The organism is Serinicoccus sp. CNJ-927, assembly GCF_001942435.1.
GTDB classification, from domain to species: Bacteria; Actinomycetota; Actinomycetes; order Actinomycetales; family Dermatophilaceae; genus Ornithinicoccus; species Ornithinicoccus marinus.
Window position 1 is genome coordinate 25,514 of sequence record NZ_MKKF01000011.1, and the last position, 15,702, is coordinate 41,215.

The following is a 15,702-nucleotide window of genomic DNA, read 5'->3' on the forward strand; positions in this document are numbered from 1 at the left end:
GCGACGAATCCGCGGCACACGGGGCGAAGGAGCGCACGCGTGGCAACAGGCAGCAAGCTCGTCATCGTCGAGTCGCCGGCGAAGGCGCAGAAGATCGGGGAGTACCTCGGCACGGACTTCCGGGTGGACGCGAGCGTCGGCCACATCCGAGACCTGCCCAATCCCTCCGAGCTCCCCGCCGACATGAAGAAGGGTCCCTACGGCAAGTTCGCCATCGCCGTCGAGGACGGCTTCGACCCTTACTACGTCGTGGACGGCGACAAGAAGAAGAAGGTCACCGAGCTGAGGCGTGCGCTCAAGGACGCCGACGAGCTCTTCCTCGCGACCGACGAGGACCGCGAGGGGGAGGCCATCGCCTGGCACCTCATGGAGGTCCTCAAGCCCAAGGTGCCGGTCCGTCGCATGGTCTTCCACGAGATCACCAAGGAGGCGATCCAGCGCGCCGTCGCAGACACCCGCGAGCTGGACACCGACCTCGTCGACGCCCAGGAGAGCCGGCGCATCCTGGACCGGCTCTACGGCTACGAGGTGTCGCCCGTCCTCTGGCGCAAGGTCAAGCAGGGACTCTCCGCCGGCCGCGTGCAGTCGGTCGCCACCCGGCTCGTCGTCGAGCGTGAGCGGGAGCGGATGGCCTTCAAGGTCGCGTCCTACTGGGACGTCGAGGGCGAGTTCGCCCCGGGCGGCAACAGCGGCCAGGGCTTCGAGGCCAAGCTCACCGGCGTCGACGGCTCCAAGGTCGCCAGCGGCCGCGACTTCGCCGACGACGGGACGCTCAAGACCAACAACGCCGTGCAGCTCGACGCGGCGGCGGCCGAGGCGATCGCCGCCGGCACCCGCGAGGCCGACGTCGTCGTGCGCGAGGTCTCGGAGAAGCCCTACACGCGCCGTCCGTCCGCGCCGTTCACCACCTCCACGCTGCAGCAGGAGGCCTCGCGCAAGCTGCGGATGAACAGCCAGAGCACGATGCGCACCGCGCAGCGGCTCTACGAGAACGGCTACATCACCTACATGCGCACCGACTCGACCAACCTGTCGAGTCAGGCGGTCAGCGCCGCTCGGAGCCAGGCGCGCGACATGTACGGCGCCGACTTCGTGCCGGAGAGCCCGCGGGTCTACGGCAAGAAATCCAAGAACGCGCAGGAGGCGCACGAGGCCATCCGGCCCGCCGGTGACTCCTTCCGCACCCCGGCCCAGGTCGCGGGGGAGATCCGCGGCGGGGAGTACGCCCTCTACGAGCTGATCTGGAAGCGCACCGTCGCCTCCCAGATGGCCGACGCCAAGGGGTCGACCGCCAGCGTCAAGCTCACCGCCACCCTGCCGGAGGGCACGAGCGCCGGCGGCACGGCATACTCCAGCGCGGAGTTCTCCGCCTCCGGGACGGTCATCACCTTCCGCGGGTTCCTCGCGGCCTACGAGGAGGGCCGCGACGAGAGCCGCTACGGCGAGGACAGCGCGATGGGTATGCGTCTGCCGAAGCTGAGCGAGGGGGTCGCGCTGGAGACGCTGCGCGCCGAGGCGCAGGGGCACCAGACCAGCCCGCCGGCGCGCTACACCGAGGCGACCCTGGTCAAGGCGCTGGAGGAGCGCGGCATCGGCCGCCCGTCCACGTATGCCGCGACCGTCGGCACCATCCAGGACCGCGGCTACGTGCACAGCCGGGGCTCGGCCCTGGTGCCGACCTGGCTGGCCTTCGCCGTGACCCAGCTGCTGGAGCAGCACTTCCCGCGGCTCGTGGACTACGACTTCACGGCCTCGATGGAGACCGACCTGGACCGGATCGCGAACGGCGAGGAGCAGCGCGTCGCCTGGCTCCAGCGCTTCTACTTCGGTGACCAGGCGACCTCGACCGAGGGCCTGCGCGACCTCGTGGCCGACCTCGGCGAGATCGACGCCCGCGCGATCTCGGCCGTCACCACGAGCGACGGCACCGTCGTGCGGGTCGGTCGCTACGGTCCCTACGTCGAGCTGCCCGGCGAGGACGGCGAGAGCCCGCGCCGTGCCACCGTGCCCGACGAGATCGCGCCGGACGAGATGACCGCGGCGAAGGCCGAGGAGCTGCTCGCGGCCGCGGCCGACGACGGCCGCGTGCTCGGCACCGACCCCAAGACCGGGCGCGAGATCGTCGCGAAGAACGGCCGCTACGGTCCCTACGTCACCGAGGTCATCGAGGACGAGGAGGGCGACGGCGGCGGCAAGGGTGCGAAGAAGAAGGCCAAGGTCAAGCCGCGCACCGGCTCCCTGTTCCAGGGCATGGACCTCGCGACCATCGAGCTGGACCAGGCGCTGCGGCTGCTGTCGCTGCCCCGCGTGGTCGGCCAGGACGCGGAGGGTGTCGACATCACCGCCCAGAACGGCCGCTACGGCCCCTACCTCAAGAAGGGCACCGACAGCCGCTCGCTGGAGACCGAGGCGCAGATCTTCGACATCACGCTGGAGGAGGCCCTCGCGATCTACGCCCAGCCCAAGCAGCGCGGTCGTGGCGCCGCCAAGCCGCCGCTGGCCGAGTTCGGCGAGGACCCGGTCTCGAAGAAGAAGGTCGTCGTCAAGGACGGCCGGTTCGGGCCCTACGTCACCGACGGGGAGACCAACGCGACCCTGCGTCGCGGCGACGACCCCGAGACGCTCACCGAGGAGCGGGCCTTCGAGCTCATCGCCGAGAAGCGCTCCAAGGGGCCGACCACCCGCAAGAAGACCACCCGCAAGGCGCCGGCGAAGAAGAAGGCCCCGGCGAAGAAGTCCTGAGGGTGGGCGCACCCGGCCCCCGGGCTCGTCAGCGGGAGGCCGTCTCCATCTCGCGCGGGGCCAGGCGTGCCTCGAGCAGCGCCTGGTCCAGGTCCGCGATGAGGTCCTCGGGCGCCTCCAGGCCCACGGACAGCCGGAGTATGCCGGCGCCCGGCTTGGCCTCGTCGGCCACCGGGCGGTGGGTCAGGGCGGCCGGGTGCTGGATGAGCGAGTCCACCCCGCCGAGCGAGACCGCGTGCGTGATGAGCCGGCAGGAGCCTGCCACCGCGGCGGCCGCCTCGTAGCTGCCGAGGTCGAAGGCCAGGACCGCGCCGGGACCGGCCATCTGGCGGCCGATCAACCGGGTCGGGTCGCCGTCGGAGCCGGGGTAGAAGACCTGCTCGACGCCCGGGTTTCCCCGCAGCCACCGGACGAGGACCTGGGCGCCCTCCTGCTGGGCCCGCACCCGCAGAGGGAGGGTCTGCAGACCGCGGTGGGCGAGGTAGGCGGACAGCGGGTGGAGCACGGCGCCGGTCACGGCGCGCACCGGGCGGATGCGCTGCGCCCAGGCCTCGGACGTGACCACGGCCCCCGCCAGCACGTCGCCGTGCCCGGCGAGGAACTTCGTCACCGAGTGCATGACCAGCGTCGCGCCGAGCTCGAGCGGGCGCTGCAGCACCGGTGTCGCGAAGGTGTTGTCGACCAGCACCGGCACGTCGCCGGCGGCGGCGACGACGGCCTGCAGGTCGACGAGGTCGAGGGTGGGGTTGGCCGGGGTCTCCACGACGACCAGCCCGGTGTCCGGCTCGAGCGCGGCAGCCACCCCGTCCGCGTCCGTCCACGTGACGCGGGTGCCGAGCATCCCCGTGGCCAGCAGGTGGTCCGAACCGCCGTAGAGCGGGCGGACCGCGACGACGTGCGGGGTCCCGGCGCCGACGCAGGCGAGCAGGACGGCGCTCAGGGTCGCCATGCCGGAGGCGAAGGCGATGCCCGCCTCGCCCCCCTCGAGCTCGGCCAGCGCGTCCTCGAAGCGCGCCACCCCTGGGCTCCAGAGCCGCTGGTAGACCGCCGACTGCCCTTCGAGGCGCTGACCCCCGCCGGCCATCTGGTCGTAGGCCTCGCCACCGCTCTCGACGTCCGGCAGCGGGTAGGTGCTGGACAGGTCGATCGGGGGCACGTGCACGCCGAGGGCGGTGAGGTCGGCGCGGCCCGCGTGCACGGCACGGGTGTCGAGGTCGGGGTGCTGCGGTGTCATGGGCCCAGGATGCAGAATCTGCGTGTCAGAGTCAAGATCAACGGTGGATCTACGTCGATATAGCCATGGACCGGGGATAACTGCGTATATAGAGGAGATCTGCCGCAGGTCTGGCGGGACGAGCATGCCAGCCTCTAGAGTCAGGTCTCGATCGGCGGAGGGGAAGCGGATGACGGTCTCATCCCGGAGGTCGACGGCGGATCGGCCGATGGTGGTCGTGGTCGCCGCGACCCGGCGCGAGCGCGAGCGGCTGCTCGCGAGCGTGCCCGGCGATGTCGCCGTGGTGCTGGCCACCTCCCGCGAGAACGCCGGGGAGCTGCTGCGCTCCGGTGCGGGGGGTGCGGCATACCCGTCGCGAGGGATCGGCGTCGACCTCGACGCCGAGCACCGCACCGTGGTGTGGGGTGGGCGCGTCCTGCGGCTGACGCCCCTGGAGTTCGAGACCCTGGGTCTGCTCAGCTCGGACCACCAGCACGTCTGGTCGATCGCCGAGCTGACCCGGGACGTGTGGGCGACCGGCTACGTCGGCGACGGGGCGCAGGTGCGCTCGGTCATCAAGAGGCTGCGCCGCAAGCTGGCCCTGGCCGGTATGCCCCTGGAGATCCGGACCGTCCGCGGGGCCGGCTTCCAGGCGGTCTGCACCGTCGCCGACCAGGGCCGCACGCCCGAGCCGATTGCCCCATAACTGCCCCGGTCCGCCCGTTGTCGTCGGCCGCGACACTCCCTAGTCTCAGCACCACCCACAGGGGTGAGCAGTGCTGACCGGGAGGCGGACGACATGGGTGCAGGGGTATGGCGCAGGGTGGTCGCGGGGATCGGCGGGACGGGGTTGCTGCTCAGCGGCACGCTCGTCGCCTCCCCGGTGCAGGCGGCCCCGGCGCCGGACGCGCAGGACAAGATCGAGCAGGCGCTGGCCCAGGAGTTCGAGCAGGAGGAGCGGGTCGACTTCTGGGTGCGCCTGGGGGAGCGGGCCGACCTGAGCCCGTTCCAGGACGTCCGTGACTGGGGGGCCCGTGGTCAGGGGTCTACGACGCCCTGACCAGCACCGCGCAGGACAGCCAGCAGGACGTGCTGCGGCGGCTCGACGAGGCGGGCGCCACCTACGAGTCCCACTGGATCACCAACGCGGTCCACGTCACCGGTGGGTCCCAGGACCTGGCCCTGGAGCTCGCCGGGGAGCGCGAGGTCGAGGGGATCTACCCGACGGTGTCCTACGAGCTCCCCGAGGTGGAGCCCGCCCCCTCCGACCTTCCCGCACCGGCGGCGGTGGAGTGGGGCGTCGCCGACATCAACGCCGACGACGTCTGGGCCGAGTACGGCGTGGCCGGGGAGGGGATCGTCGTCGGCTCGATCGACACCGGGGCGCAGTTCGACCACCCGGCGCTGGTGGGGGCATACCGCGGCAACAACGGGGACGGGACCTTCGACCACGACTACAACTGGTTCGACGCCGCGGGGGTGTCCCCGGACGAGCCGGTGGACCTCGAGGGCCACGGGTCCCACGTCACCGGCACCATGGTCGGTGACGACGGCGGCGACAACCAGATCGGCGTCGCCCCGGGGGCGCGCTGGATCTCCGCCAACGGCTGCTGCCCCACCGACGAGGCGCTCATCAGCTCGGGAGAGTGGATGCTGGCCCCGACCCGGACCGACGGCTCCGACCCCGACCCAGCGATGCGGCCGCACGTCATCAACAACTCCTGGGGCACGACGTCGCCCTCCGACGACCCCTTCATGGAGGACGTCTCGCTCGCCTGGGCCGCGGCGGGCCAGTTCGGGGTGTGGGCCAACGGCAACATCGGGCCGGGCTGCGAGACCTCGGGATCGCCCGGCAGCCGCATCATCAACTACTCGGTCGGCAACTACGACGCGGCGCACGAGATCAACCCGACGTCCAGCCGCGGGACCGGTCAGGACGGGGAGACCAAGCCCAACATCTCGGCGCCCGGCACGGCGGTGCGCTCCTCGGTGCCCGGCAACGGCTACGCCTCCTACTCGGGCACCTCGATGGCCTCGCCGCACGTGGCGGGGGCGATCGCGCTGCTGTGGGCCAGCTCCCCGCAGCTCGTGGGTGACGTCGAGACGACCACGTCCCTGCTCGACGGGACCGCGACGGACAACCCGGACGACCAGTGCGGTGGCACCGACGAGGACAACAACGTCTTCGGCGAGGGCCGGCTCGACGCCCTGGCACTGCTCGACGCCGCACCCCGGGGACCGGTCGGTGTGGTCGAGGGGACGGTGACCGACGCGGCGACCGGTGAGCCGCTGGCCGGCGTCGAGGTCGAGGTCGCCGGCCCGGTGGAGCGGATGCTCTCCACCGACGGGCAGGGCGCCTACCAGGCCCTCGTCAGCGCCGGGGACTACTCCCTGACCGCCTCTCGCTTCGGCTGGCTGGAGCAGTCCGCCGACGTCACCGTGCCCGAGGACGGGACGGCCACCCAGGACTTCGCCCTCGAGCCCGCGCAGACGGCCACGGTCAGCGGCACCGTCACCGACGGCTCCGGCGCGGGCTTCCCGCTCTACGCCCAGGTGTCGGTGGCCGGCCAGTCGCTCGCCACCTTCACCGACCCCCTCGACGGCGGGTATGCCCTCGAGGTCCCGGTCGGCGAGGAGGTGCGCCTCGAGGCCGTGGTGCAGTACCCGGGCTATGAGGTGGTCGAGCAGGACGTGCTCGTCGAGGCCGACACGGTGGTCGACCTCTCGCCCACGGTGCTGCCCGACTCGTGCACGGCACCCGGCTACACCGCCAGTGACAGCGTCGTCCTCGCGGAGAGCTTCGACGCCGGGGTGCTGCCCGACGGGTGGGAGATCGAGGACAACCTGGACAACGGCCAGGTCTGGGCCGTGGACGAGGACGGCGGCGGCACCGGCAACCTCACCGGTGGCGAGGGCGCCTTCGCCTACGTCAACTCCGACGCCTACGGCCCCGACGGGGAGCAGGACACGTCCCTGGTCTCGCCGGTCATGGACCTCAGCGGCCTGGAGAACCCGAGCGTCAGCTTCGCCCAGGCATACATCCCGCTCGGCGACATCGCCGACCTCGACGTCAGCACCGACGGCGGCGAGAGCTGGACCACGGTGTCGACCTGGACGACCCCGCAGGAGGGTGTCGAGGTGAGGGTGCCGCTCCCGATGGCGCAGGGCGAGGCGGACGTGCGGCTCCGGTGGCACTACCACGAGGCCGTGTGGGCGTTCTTCTGGCAGGTCGACGACAGCGTCGTCGGCTCCCGCAGCTGCGACCCGACCGGTGACGGTGGGTATGTCGTGGGCTCGGTGTCCGCCTCGGCGGACGGCTCCGCGGTGAGCGGCGCCGCCGTGACCAGCCTGGACGTGCCGGAGGACCGCGGCACCAGCCGCGACACCCCGGCCCGAAGCCGTCCAGGGCCCAGAGCGAGGCGTGAGTGACGACCGCCCGGAAGCGGTCGGTGTGCCCGGCGATCCAGTTGGCCATGTAGCCGCCGAAGGAGCCGCCCATCGCCGCGGCCCCTCGGACCGCAGCCCGGCCGCTGCCCACCCCTGCACGGCCGGGCTGCGCCATCTGCGGCGCAGGCAGGCATACTGTGCTGCATGCCGAAGAATCCTCGTGACGACAAGCCGCTCGACGACACTGACCTCGCCCTCGTCCGCCTCCTGGAGGTGGACGGGAGGATGTCCAACGCCACGCTCGCCCGCGAGGTCGGCATCGCCGAGTCCACCTGCCTGGTGCGGGTGCGCTCCCTGCGCGAGCGCGGGGTCGTGCGGGGCATCCACGCCGACATCGACCCGGTGGCCGTCGGCCGGCCGGTGGAGGCGATGATCGCCATCCGGTTCGGCGGGCACCGCCGGGCGAACTTCGAGGAGTTCACCCGGGAGGTGCCCGAGCTGCCGGGCGTGCTCGGCGCCTACCACGTCTCCGGCGCGATCGACTACTACGTCCACGTCGCGGTGCCGAGCGCGGACGCCCTGCGCGACTTCGTGCTCGACCACCTCACCAACCGCCCCGGCGTCCTCCACGCGGAGACCTCGCTGATCTTCGAGTCTCTCCACGGGCGGGGCACGATGACCGCCGAGGAGGTCCCCGTCCCGGAACGGGCTTGACCCTCACGCACCGTGAGGCCCCAGGCTCGGGAGCGTGATCGAGATGACGGACCTGCAGCTGCTGACCGTCGGCCAGGTGGCCGAGGAGGTCGGCGTGAGCGTGCGCACGCTGCACCACTACGACGAGATCGGTCTCGTCGTCCCCAGCGAGCGCAGCTTCGCCGGCTACCGCCTCTACACCGAGGAGGACCTGACGCGGCTGCAGCACGTCGTCGTCTACCGCCGCCTCGGCTTCGGGCTCGAGGAGGTCGCGGCCCTGCTGGAGCAGGACGCGGACGTCCTGGAGCACCTTCGGCGGCAGCGGTCCGCGATCACGGACCGGATCGGCGAGCTCACCGAGCTCGTGCGGTCGATCGACGCAGCGATGGAGAGTGAGATGAGCGGCTACCAGATCACCCGCGAGGAGCAACGAGAGATCTTCGGTGACAACTTCACCGACAACTTCGAGGACTACCAGGCCGAGGCCGAGCAGCGCTGGGGTGACACCGACGCCTGGAAGGAGTCGAGCCGGCGGACCAAGAGCTACACCAAGGAGCAGTGGGAGCAGATCAAGGTCGAGCAGGACCAGGTCAACGCCCGCTTCGTCGAGCTGCTCGAGGGCGGCGAGCCCGCAGACTCCGAGGCGGCCATGGACGCCGCCGAGGAGGCGCGACAGCAGATCTGCCGGTGGTTCTACGACTGCCCGCGCGGTATGCACGCGAGCATCGCGCAGATGTACGTCGACGACCCGAGGTTCACGAAGACCTACGAGGACATCGCCCCGGGCCTGGCGCAGTTCGTCCGGGACGCCGCCGTCGCCAACGCCGCGCGGGGCTGAGACCGGGCGGGACCGAGGCCGGGAGACCGGGCGGCCTCTCACCCTTGTGGGTGAGGGGCCGCCGGGTGGACACTGGGCTCTCGCACGCCCCGACCCGTGACCCGGAGGTGCCATGTCAGAGGACACGTCGAAGGTCTCCGTGGTGCCGGGGGAGTGGAGCGGCGACGTGGCCGGCGTCGCCGCCGGTGCGGGCCTCGTGGCGGCGGTCGCCTCCACCTGGATCTTCACCCGGGCGGTCGCACGCGTGGACCTCACCGGCACGGCCCAGGTCGTCGAGGACTCCAGCTGGGTGGACGGGTCGTTCGCCCAGCGCGCCACGGTGCTCGTCGTGCTGCTGGCGCTGTGGGTGGCCAGCCTCGCGCTCATCGCGGCCGGCGTGCTGGCCCTCATCGAGACGCGCGCCGTCCTGAAGAGGCGGGCCGAGGCGGAGCCGGTCGCCCAGGTGGAGATGCACGGTGCCGCGATGGGCGCGAGGACCATCGTCCAGGAGACGGTCAAGGCGGCCGGTGTGCTCGTGGACAAGCTGACCCGTGCACGGGGCACGGTCGTCCTCGGCGCGGCCGGCATGGTCATCGGGGTCGCGGCCCTGGCCGCCATGGTGAGCGTGCTCGGCGACGACGGCGGCGGGACGGTCGCCGACGGCAGCGAGCAGACGGCGACCCCGGGCTCCGACGAGGCCACGGTGACCGAGGCTCCTGCCCCCGCGGACGATGGCACCGCGACGGGCGACGCGCCCTGACCGACGGGGGAGGAGGACGCTGTGGATGGCGGGAGGGAGCGTCATACCCGTCCCGTAGGCTTCCCACGTGACCGACCAGCCGAGCCCTGACGCGCGACGCGGACGTCGGCCCGGGCTCTTCGTGGCGGTCGAGGGGGGCGACGGGGCGGGGAAGTCGACGCAGGCCGACGCGCTGGCGTCGTGGCTCCGCGAGCAGGGGTATGCCGTCCTGCGCACCCGTGAGCCCGGGGGCACCACCCTGGGTCGCTCCCTGCGCGAGCTCGTCCTGCACGGCGAGGACGGCTCGGTCAGCCCCCGCGCCGAGGCGCTGATGTTTGCCGCCGATCGTGCGCACCACGTGGCGACCGTGGTCCGGCCGGCGCTCGAGGACGGCCAGGTCGTCATCACCGACCGCTACCTCGACTCCTCCGTGGCCTACCAGGGCGCGGCGCGCGCCCTGGGGCACGAGGAGGTCCGCGAGCTCTCGCTGTGGGCGGTCGAGCGGCTGCTGCCCGACCTGACCGTGCTGCTCGACGTCAGTGCCGAGCGGGGCCGTCAGCGTCGCGGCGAGCTGCACGACCGGGTCGAGCGGGAGGACGACGACTTCCACGACCGGGTGCGCCAGGGCTTCCTGGACCTGGCCGCCGAGGCCCCCGGCCGTTACCTCGTGCTCGACGGGGAGCAGGACCGCGACGACATCCAGGCCGCGGTCCGGGAGCGGGTCGCCGGGTTGGTGGGGCGGGCGTGAGCGTCTTCGACCAGCTGGTCGGCCAGCAGCGCGTCGTGGACACCCTGCGCCGGGCCGCGTCCGACCCCGCGGCGATGACCCACGCCTGGCTCTTCACGGGGCCACCGGGATCCGGGCGGTCGGTGGCGGCGCGGACCTTCGCCGCCGCGCTGCAGTGCGAGCGGGCGCCGGCCGCACCGGAGGTGGTCGGCTGCGGGGAGTGCCAGCCGTGCCGGCTGGTCATGGGTGGCAGCCATCCAGACGTCCGGATCGTCGACACCGACCAGACGTTCATCAAGGTCGACGAGGCTCGCGAGCTGGTGCTGGAGGCGCAGGCCCGGCCGAGCCTGGGGCGCTGGCGGGTCGTCATCGTCGAGGACGCCGACCGGCTCAACGACTTCTCCGCCAACACGCTGCTCAAGTCGCTGGAGGAACCCACCGCGCGGACGGTGTGGATGCTCTGCGCCCCCTCCCTCGAGGACGTCCTGGTCACGATCCGGTCACGCTGCCGGCACGTGCGGCTGGGCACACCGCCGACCGCCGCCGTCGCCGACCTGCTCATCGAGCGCGACGGCATCGACCCCTCGATGGCGCACTACGCCGCCAGGGCCGGTCAGAGCCACATCGGCATCGCGAAGCGTCTCGCGACCGACGAGCACGCACGGGCGCGTCGCCGCGAGATCACCTCGATCCCGGTGACGCTCACCTCCCTCGGCGACGCGCTGCGGTCGGCGCAGGACCTGGTCGACGAGGCCGGGGAGGGCGCCAAGGCCACGTCGGCCGACCATGCCGAGGAGCAGCGGCAAGAGTTGCTGACCCAGCTCGGCGCCGACCCGTCGGCACGGACCCAGCCGCCGTCGGTCCGGGCCCACCTGAGGCGGCTGGACGACCGGCTCAAGGCCGAGGCCAAGCGGCAGCAGCACGACAGCATCGATGCTGCCCTGACCGACCTCGCCTCGGTCTACCGGGACGCGCTGCTCGTCTCCACCGGGGCGTCGGTCGACCTGGTCAACGCCAGCGAGCCGGAGCAGATCGCGACGCTCGCACGTTCTTTCACCGCCGAGCAGCTGCTGGGTGCCCTGGAGACCATCGGCGAGGCGCGGCAGCGGCTCATCGCCAACGGCGCGCCATTGCTGGTCCTGGAGGCGATGATGATTGGCTTGCTCCTGCCCCGGGGGTGAGAGGACGAGGGAAGGGATGGGATCGCAGGTGCGGACGTCGAGGACGGCCAGGTGGGTCGCCGGGATCAGCGCGCTGTCGCTGCTGGTGGCCTGCACGCCCGGTGAGCCCGGGACCCAGGAGCCGGAGCAGGACAGCGCGGGCGAGGGGTCGTCGGCCGCCACCACCACGTCGACCCCGCTGGCCGACGGCGCACCGGAGGGGCTCGAGGAGTTCTACTCCCAGCAGCTGGAGTGGAGCAGCTGCGAGGGCGACTTCGAGTGCGCCTCGCTGACCGTCCCCATGGACTACCAGGAGCCGGACGGCGCGACCATCGACCTGGCGCTGCTGCGCTCGGCGGCCTCCGGGGACGCGAGAGGATCTCTCGTGGTCAACCCCGGCGGTCCCGGTGGCTCCGGTGTCGACTACGCCATGCTCTCCGGCATGACGATCAGCGGGGAGGTGCGGGAGGCCTACGACGTCGTCGGGTTCGACCCGCGCGGGGTCGCGCGATCGGCGCCGATCACCTGCTTCGAGGACGAGCAGATGGACGAGTTCCTCTCCTCCGACCCCTCTCCCGACGACGCGGCCGAGGAGGAGGCCTCCGAGCAGCTGATGGAGGACTTCGCCCAGGCCTGCGGGGAGCGCGCCCCGGACCTCGTCGGCCACGTCTCGACGGTCGAGGCCGCGCGCGACATGGACGTGCTCCGGGCCGCTCTCGGCGACGAGCAGATCACCTACTTCGGCGCGTCCTACGGCACCTTCCTCGGCACCACGTATGCCGCGCTCTTCCCCGACCGTGCCGGGCGGATGGTGCTGGACGGGGCGATCGAGCCCGACCTCACCGGGCTGGAGATGGGGCTGGGGCAGGCCGAGGGCTTCGAGCGAGCGACCCGCGCCTACGTCGAGGACTGCGTCGCCGGGGGTGAGTGCCCGCTGGGGTCCGACGTGGAGTCCGCGATGGCCCGCATACCAGCCTTCCTCGACGAGCTCGACGCCGCGCCGCTCCCGGTCCAGGGTGACGCCGCGGAAGAGCTCACCGAGGGCTGGGGGATGTACGGCATCATCGTCGCGATGTACGACGAGAACGCGTGGAGCGTCCTTTCGCAGGCCTTCGAGCAGGCCTTCGCGGGGGACGGGACCATGCTCATGTACCTCGCGAACCTCTACGCCAGCCGGAGCAGCGACGGCAGCTACGACGGCAACGGGATGCAGTCGATCTATGCCGTGAACTGCCTAGACCGTCCCGCTGAGGCCGAGGAGGAGGACCTCGACTCGGCGGCGGTGGAGCAGGAGTTCGAGGAGGTGTCACCCACGTGGGGTCGCTATCTCGCCGGGGACGGCGCCTGCGGCAGCTGGCCGGCGGAGGCCGCCGAGACGATCGAGGACTACTCGGCGCAGGGCGCGGACCCGATCCTGGTCATCGGCACCACCCGTGACCCCGCGACGCCGTACGAGTGGGCCGAGGGACTGGCGCAGACGCTCGACTCCGGAGTGCTGCTGACCTACGACGGTGACGGGCACACTGCCTACGGGCGCTCCAACGACTGCATCGACGAAGTGGTCGACGCCTACCTGCTGGAGGGCACGGTGCCCGCTGAGGGCACGACCTGCTGAGGTCGGTGAAGCGGTCGGCCCACCCCTCGCCGCAACGTCGGACGCCCCCGCAGCTGCGGGGGCGTCCTGTCGTCTGTTGGAGCCGCCTGGGGGAATCGAACCCCCGACCTATTCATTACGAGTGAATCGCTCTGGCCGACTGAGCTAAGGCGGCGCGTGACCCGTCGTGGGCAACCCGACGAGGATACCGAACGACGGTGGCCCACCCAAACCGCCGGTAGCCGGGCCACACACGCCGTGGCCCCCGGCGGGGTGCCGGGGGCCACGTGCCGTGCTGGTGCGGCGCGATCCTCATCGGATCGCCGCGGGGAGCCTCACTCCTGCTCGTCGGCCACGATCCGCATGGTGAAGTGGCCGTCGCCACCCTCCTCGACGACGCTGGACGCGCCGACCGCCGCCAGCTTCTCCAGGGCGGTACGCGCCTTCTCGTCGGTGACCTGCGGAAGGTAGAACTGCTCGAACGGGGACACGTCCAGGAAGAACGTCGACTGCGCCTCGGAGGCGTCGGCCACCGCCCGGGTGAACAGGTCGCTGTCGCCCAGGGTGTCGCCCTCGCCCTCGGCCACGGCGTCGACGTACGCCCGGTCGGTGCCCAGCGTCAGCGTCCCGTCGTCGTCGCGGCTCACGAGCATGCCCGCGCCGAGACCGTTCTCGTTGAGCAGCTCCTGCGCCCGCTCGGTGTCCGTCGTCACCCGGTAGGCGACCGGCAGCTCCGGGACGCCCGGGTCGGTCTGCGACATGCCGGTGACGGCACCCACGATGTCAGGACCGACGGCCAGCGTCATGGAGTCGCCGAGCGCGACCTTGAGGTCGTCCGGCAGCGCGAACCCGTCGGCCTCGGCGGCGTCCGCCGCCTCCTGGAGCTCCTCCGCGTAGTCCTGCGAGTAGTAGTCCCACATGGCCTGGACCGTCTCGCGACCGTTCTCCATGGAGAGCGCCACCGCGGTGTCCGCGGGGAGCTGGGTGACGAGGGGGTCGCCACCGCCCGCCGGCACCTCCACGCCGGCGACGTCGCGGCTGACACCGTGCATCTCGATGGCGTCCGGCGTGAGGCGCACGGTCGCGGCCACCCGGCCGGTGATCTCGGGCTGCTCGCCGCCCATCCCGAGCTGCTCCTCGGTCATCTCCAGGCTCGGGTCGAAAGCGCTGGGGTCGATGTCGTCGAGCTGGGCCATGTCGGCCCACATCGCCACGACGCCCGCCTCGCCCAGGTCGTCCATGTCGGAGGTGAAGTTCTCGTTGTCCGACAGCGTGCCCGCCTCGGCGGCCGAGCGCACGGCGTCGAGCGTGGCGGCCTCGCTGAAGACGACGTAGTCGCCCTCGAGGTAGTAACCCACCTCGTCGGACTGGTCAGCCATCTGCTCGTCGAGGAAGGCCATGGCGGCCTCGCCGTCCTTGACCTGGAGCGCGACCGCGACGGCCGGCTCCTCGTCCGCGCCGGAGGGCAGCATCGCGACGCCGGCACGGTCGCCGAGCCAGGGCTCGATGTCCTCCTCGAAGGAAACGCCCTCGGGCACGTCGCCCTCCGCCTCGATCTGCTCCCACACCCACTCGCGCCACTCACCGTCGGAGAAGCGCTGCTCGAGGTCGCTGTCCAGGCCCTGGAAGAAGCGCACCGCGGCGACCTTCTGGCCGGCGGAGGGGTCGAGGTCGATCTGGGCGTATGCCGCCACCTCGCCCGGCAGGACGCTGTCCGGGCGGTCGCCGCCGCCGTTCATCATCAGGGCGAAGGCGGTGCCACCCCCCAGCAGCGCGGCAGCGGCGACACCGCCACCGATGAGCAGCCACGGCGTCTTGCGGCCCCCCTCGGTCACGTCGTCGCCGTTCGTCTCGGTCACGGTCGTCATGTCATCTCCCCTTGGGTCTGGCGCGGCGATCCGCGCCCGTCGTCACCACCTCGGCCAGTGGCCCTGCGCAGTCCAGCCTAGCGCGGCGGCGGCGGGGGTCGGGTCCCCGCACACCGCTACGACGGCATACCCTCCGGTCCGGTTCCCTCAGGCGGTCGACAGGGACCGACCGCAGGACGAGCCGCTCAGTGCTTCGGCATCGGCCAGCGTGCGGTGGAGACGCCGTGCTCCTGCGCGCGCTGGCGGGCCTCCTCCACGCAGGTCTCGGCCTCCTCGCGGCCAGCCCAGTGAGCCCCCTCGACCGACTTGCCGGGCTCGAGGTCCTTGTAGACCTCGAAGAAGTGCTGGATCTCCAGGCGGGTGTGGGTGCCGATGTCGTCCAGGCTCTGGATCCCCATCTTGCGCGGGTCCTCGGCCGGGACGCAGATGATCTTGTCGTCGCCGCCGGCCTCGTCGCGCATGTGGAACATGCCGATGGGCCGGGCCAGGACCAGGCAGCCGGGCCAGGTCGGCTCGTCCAGCAGCACCAGGGCGTCCAGCGGGTCGCCGTCCTCGCCGAGGGTCTCCTCGATGTAGCCGTAGTCCGCCGGGTAACGCGTTGCCGTGAAGAGCATGCGGTCCAGTCGGATGCGGCCGGTCTCGTGGTCGACCTCGTACTTGTTGCGGCTGCCCTGCGGGATCTCGATCGTCACGTCGAACTGCATCTGCTGCTCTCTCTGGCTCGGGGACGGCATAGGCTCGGGCTCAAGTGTCCCTCATCCC

The 15,702-nt window shown here is 72.0% G+C and carries 13 protein-coding genes, 1 tRNA gene and 1 pseudogene; 10 read left to right on the forward strand and 5 right to left on the reverse strand.

Annotated elements, in window-relative coordinates; translation table 11 throughout:
- Positions 1–39: 39 nt before the first annotated feature.
- A complete protein-coding gene (gene topA, locus BJF86_RS04090; RefSeq protein WP_075817085.1) occupies positions 40–2,742 on the forward strand; it encodes a type I DNA topoisomerase in 2,703 nt (900 codons plus the stop codon).
- A gap of 28 nt (positions 2,743–2,770) precedes the next feature.
- Here the strand turns inward: topA and BJF86_RS04095 are convergent, their stop codons facing one another.
- Positions 2,771–3,976, reverse strand: coding sequence for a trans-sulfuration enzyme family protein (locus BJF86_RS04095; RefSeq protein ID WP_075817086.1), 1,206 nt, complete (start codon positions 3,974–3,976; stop codon positions 2,771–2,773).
- Between the two features lie 169 nt (positions 3,977–4,145).
- On the opposite strand from BJF86_RS04095, the gene BJF86_RS04100 reads away from it, so the two are divergent.
- The 3 genes from BJF86_RS04100 (at position 4,146) to BJF86_RS04110 (ending at position 7,384) form a co-directional block, all read left to right on the forward strand.
- A complete protein-coding gene (locus BJF86_RS04100) occupies positions 4,146–4,661 on the forward strand; it encodes a winged helix-turn-helix domain-containing protein (RefSeq protein ID WP_237768079.1) in 516 nt (171 codons plus the stop codon).
- A 63-nt stretch (positions 4,662–4,724) separates the two neighbouring features.
- Positions 4,725–5,015: a hypothetical protein gene (locus BJF86_RS04105; RefSeq protein WP_158068370.1), complete on the forward strand. Its 291-nt coding sequence runs from the start codon at positions 4,725–4,727 to the stop codon at positions 5,013–5,015.
- Between the two features lie 347 nt (positions 5,016–5,362).
- Positions 5,363–7,384: a S8 family serine peptidase gene (locus BJF86_RS04110; protein ID WP_237768100.1), complete on the forward strand. Its 2,022-nt coding sequence runs from the start codon at positions 5,363–5,365 to the stop codon at positions 7,382–7,384.
- Here BJF86_RS04110 and BJF86_RS04115 read toward each other — a convergent pair.
- Positions 7,344–7,460 (reverse strand): annotated as a pseudogene (locus BJF86_RS04115) (prolyl oligopeptidase family serine peptidase); the annotation flags it as partial. The gene BJF86_RS04110 and the pseudogene BJF86_RS04115 overlap by 41 nt on opposite strands.
- An 86-nt stretch (positions 7,461–7,546) precedes the next feature.
- Between BJF86_RS04115 and BJF86_RS04120 the strand changes: the two are divergent.
- The 6 genes from BJF86_RS04120 (at position 7,547) to BJF86_RS04145 (ending at position 13,093) form a co-directional block, all read left to right on the forward strand.
- Positions 7,547–8,056, forward strand: coding sequence for an Lrp/AsnC family transcriptional regulator (locus BJF86_RS04120; RefSeq protein WP_022925451.1), 510 nt, complete (start codon positions 7,547–7,549; stop codon positions 8,054–8,056).
- 43 nt (positions 8,057–8,099) lie between these two features.
- The gene (locus BJF86_RS04125) at positions 8,100–8,873 is read left to right on the forward strand and encodes a MerR family transcriptional regulator (RefSeq protein ID WP_075817351.1); all 774 of its coding nucleotides are present in this window, start codon (positions 8,100–8,102) and stop codon (positions 8,871–8,873) included.
- Positions 8,874–8,985: 112 nt separating this feature from the next.
- The gene (locus BJF86_RS04130; RefSeq protein WP_075817090.1) at positions 8,986–9,612 is read left to right on the forward strand and encodes a hypothetical protein; all 627 of its coding nucleotides are present in this window, start codon (positions 8,986–8,988) and stop codon (positions 9,610–9,612) included.
- A 67-nt stretch (positions 9,613–9,679) separates the two neighbouring features.
- Positions 9,680–10,339 carry a dTMP kinase gene (gene tmk, locus BJF86_RS04135; protein WP_075817091.1) on the forward strand — a complete coding sequence of 220 codons (660 nt, stop codon included), beginning with the start codon at positions 9,680–9,682 and terminating at the stop codon, positions 10,337–10,339.
- A complete protein-coding gene (locus BJF86_RS04140; RefSeq protein ID WP_075817092.1) occupies positions 10,336–11,499 on the forward strand; it encodes a DNA polymerase III subunit delta' in 1,164 nt (387 codons plus the stop codon). The genes tmk and BJF86_RS04140 overlap by 4 nt, the downstream gene beginning before the upstream one ends.
- A gap of 16 nt (positions 11,500–11,515) precedes the next feature.
- Positions 11,516–13,093, forward strand: coding sequence for an alpha/beta hydrolase (locus BJF86_RS04145; RefSeq protein WP_075817093.1), 1,578 nt, complete (start codon positions 11,516–11,518; stop codon positions 13,091–13,093).
- Between the two features lie 77 nt (positions 13,094–13,170).
- Here the strand turns inward: BJF86_RS04145 and BJF86_RS04150 are convergent.
- From BJF86_RS04150 to BJF86_RS04160, 3 genes are all read right to left on the reverse strand, one after another.
- Positions 13,171–13,247: transfer RNA gene (locus BJF86_RS04150), tRNA-Thr, on the reverse strand.
- A 160-nt stretch (positions 13,248–13,407) separates the two neighbouring features.
- Entirely contained in the window at positions 13,408–14,940 is a 1,533-nt protein-coding gene (locus tag BJF86_RS04155; RefSeq protein WP_075817094.1) for a DUF3352 domain-containing protein, read from the reverse strand.
- 185 nt (positions 14,941–15,125) lie between these two features.
- A complete protein-coding gene (locus BJF86_RS04160) occupies positions 15,126–15,644 on the reverse strand; it encodes an inorganic diphosphatase (protein WP_075817353.1) in 519 nt (172 codons plus the stop codon).
- Between the last annotated feature and the right edge of the window lie 58 nt (positions 15,645–15,702).

Coding starts and splice junctions, on each gene's coding strand:
- BJF86_RS04160 (WP_075817353.1), bottom strand. CDS start 15,644: ATGCAGTTCGACGTGACGATCGAGATCCCGCAGGGCAGCCGCAACAAG.
- BJF86_RS04130 (WP_075817090.1), top strand. CDS start 8,986: ATGTCAGAGGACACGTCGAAGGTCTCCGTGGTGCCGGGGGAGTGGAGC.
- BJF86_RS04120 (WP_022925451.1), top strand. CDS start 7,547: ATGCCGAAGAATCCTCGTGACGACAAGCCGCTCGACGACACTGACCTC.
- BJF86_RS04155 (WP_075817094.1), bottom strand. CDS start 14,940: ATGACGACCGTGACCGAGACGAACGGCGACGACGTGACCGAGGGGGGC.
- BJF86_RS04095 (WP_075817086.1), bottom strand. CDS start 3,976: ATGACACCGCAGCACCCCGACCTCGACACCCGTGCCGTGCACGCGGGC.
- BJF86_RS04100 (WP_237768079.1), top strand. CDS start 4,146: ATGACGGTCTCATCCCGGAGGTCGACGGCGGATCGGCCGATGGTGGTC.
- BJF86_RS04125 (WP_075817351.1), top strand. CDS start 8,100: ATGACGGACCTGCAGCTGCTGACCGTCGGCCAGGTGGCCGAGGAGGTC.
- BJF86_RS04145 (WP_075817093.1), top strand. CDS start 11,516: ATGGGATCGCAGGTGCGGACGTCGAGGACGGCCAGGTGGGTCGCCGGG.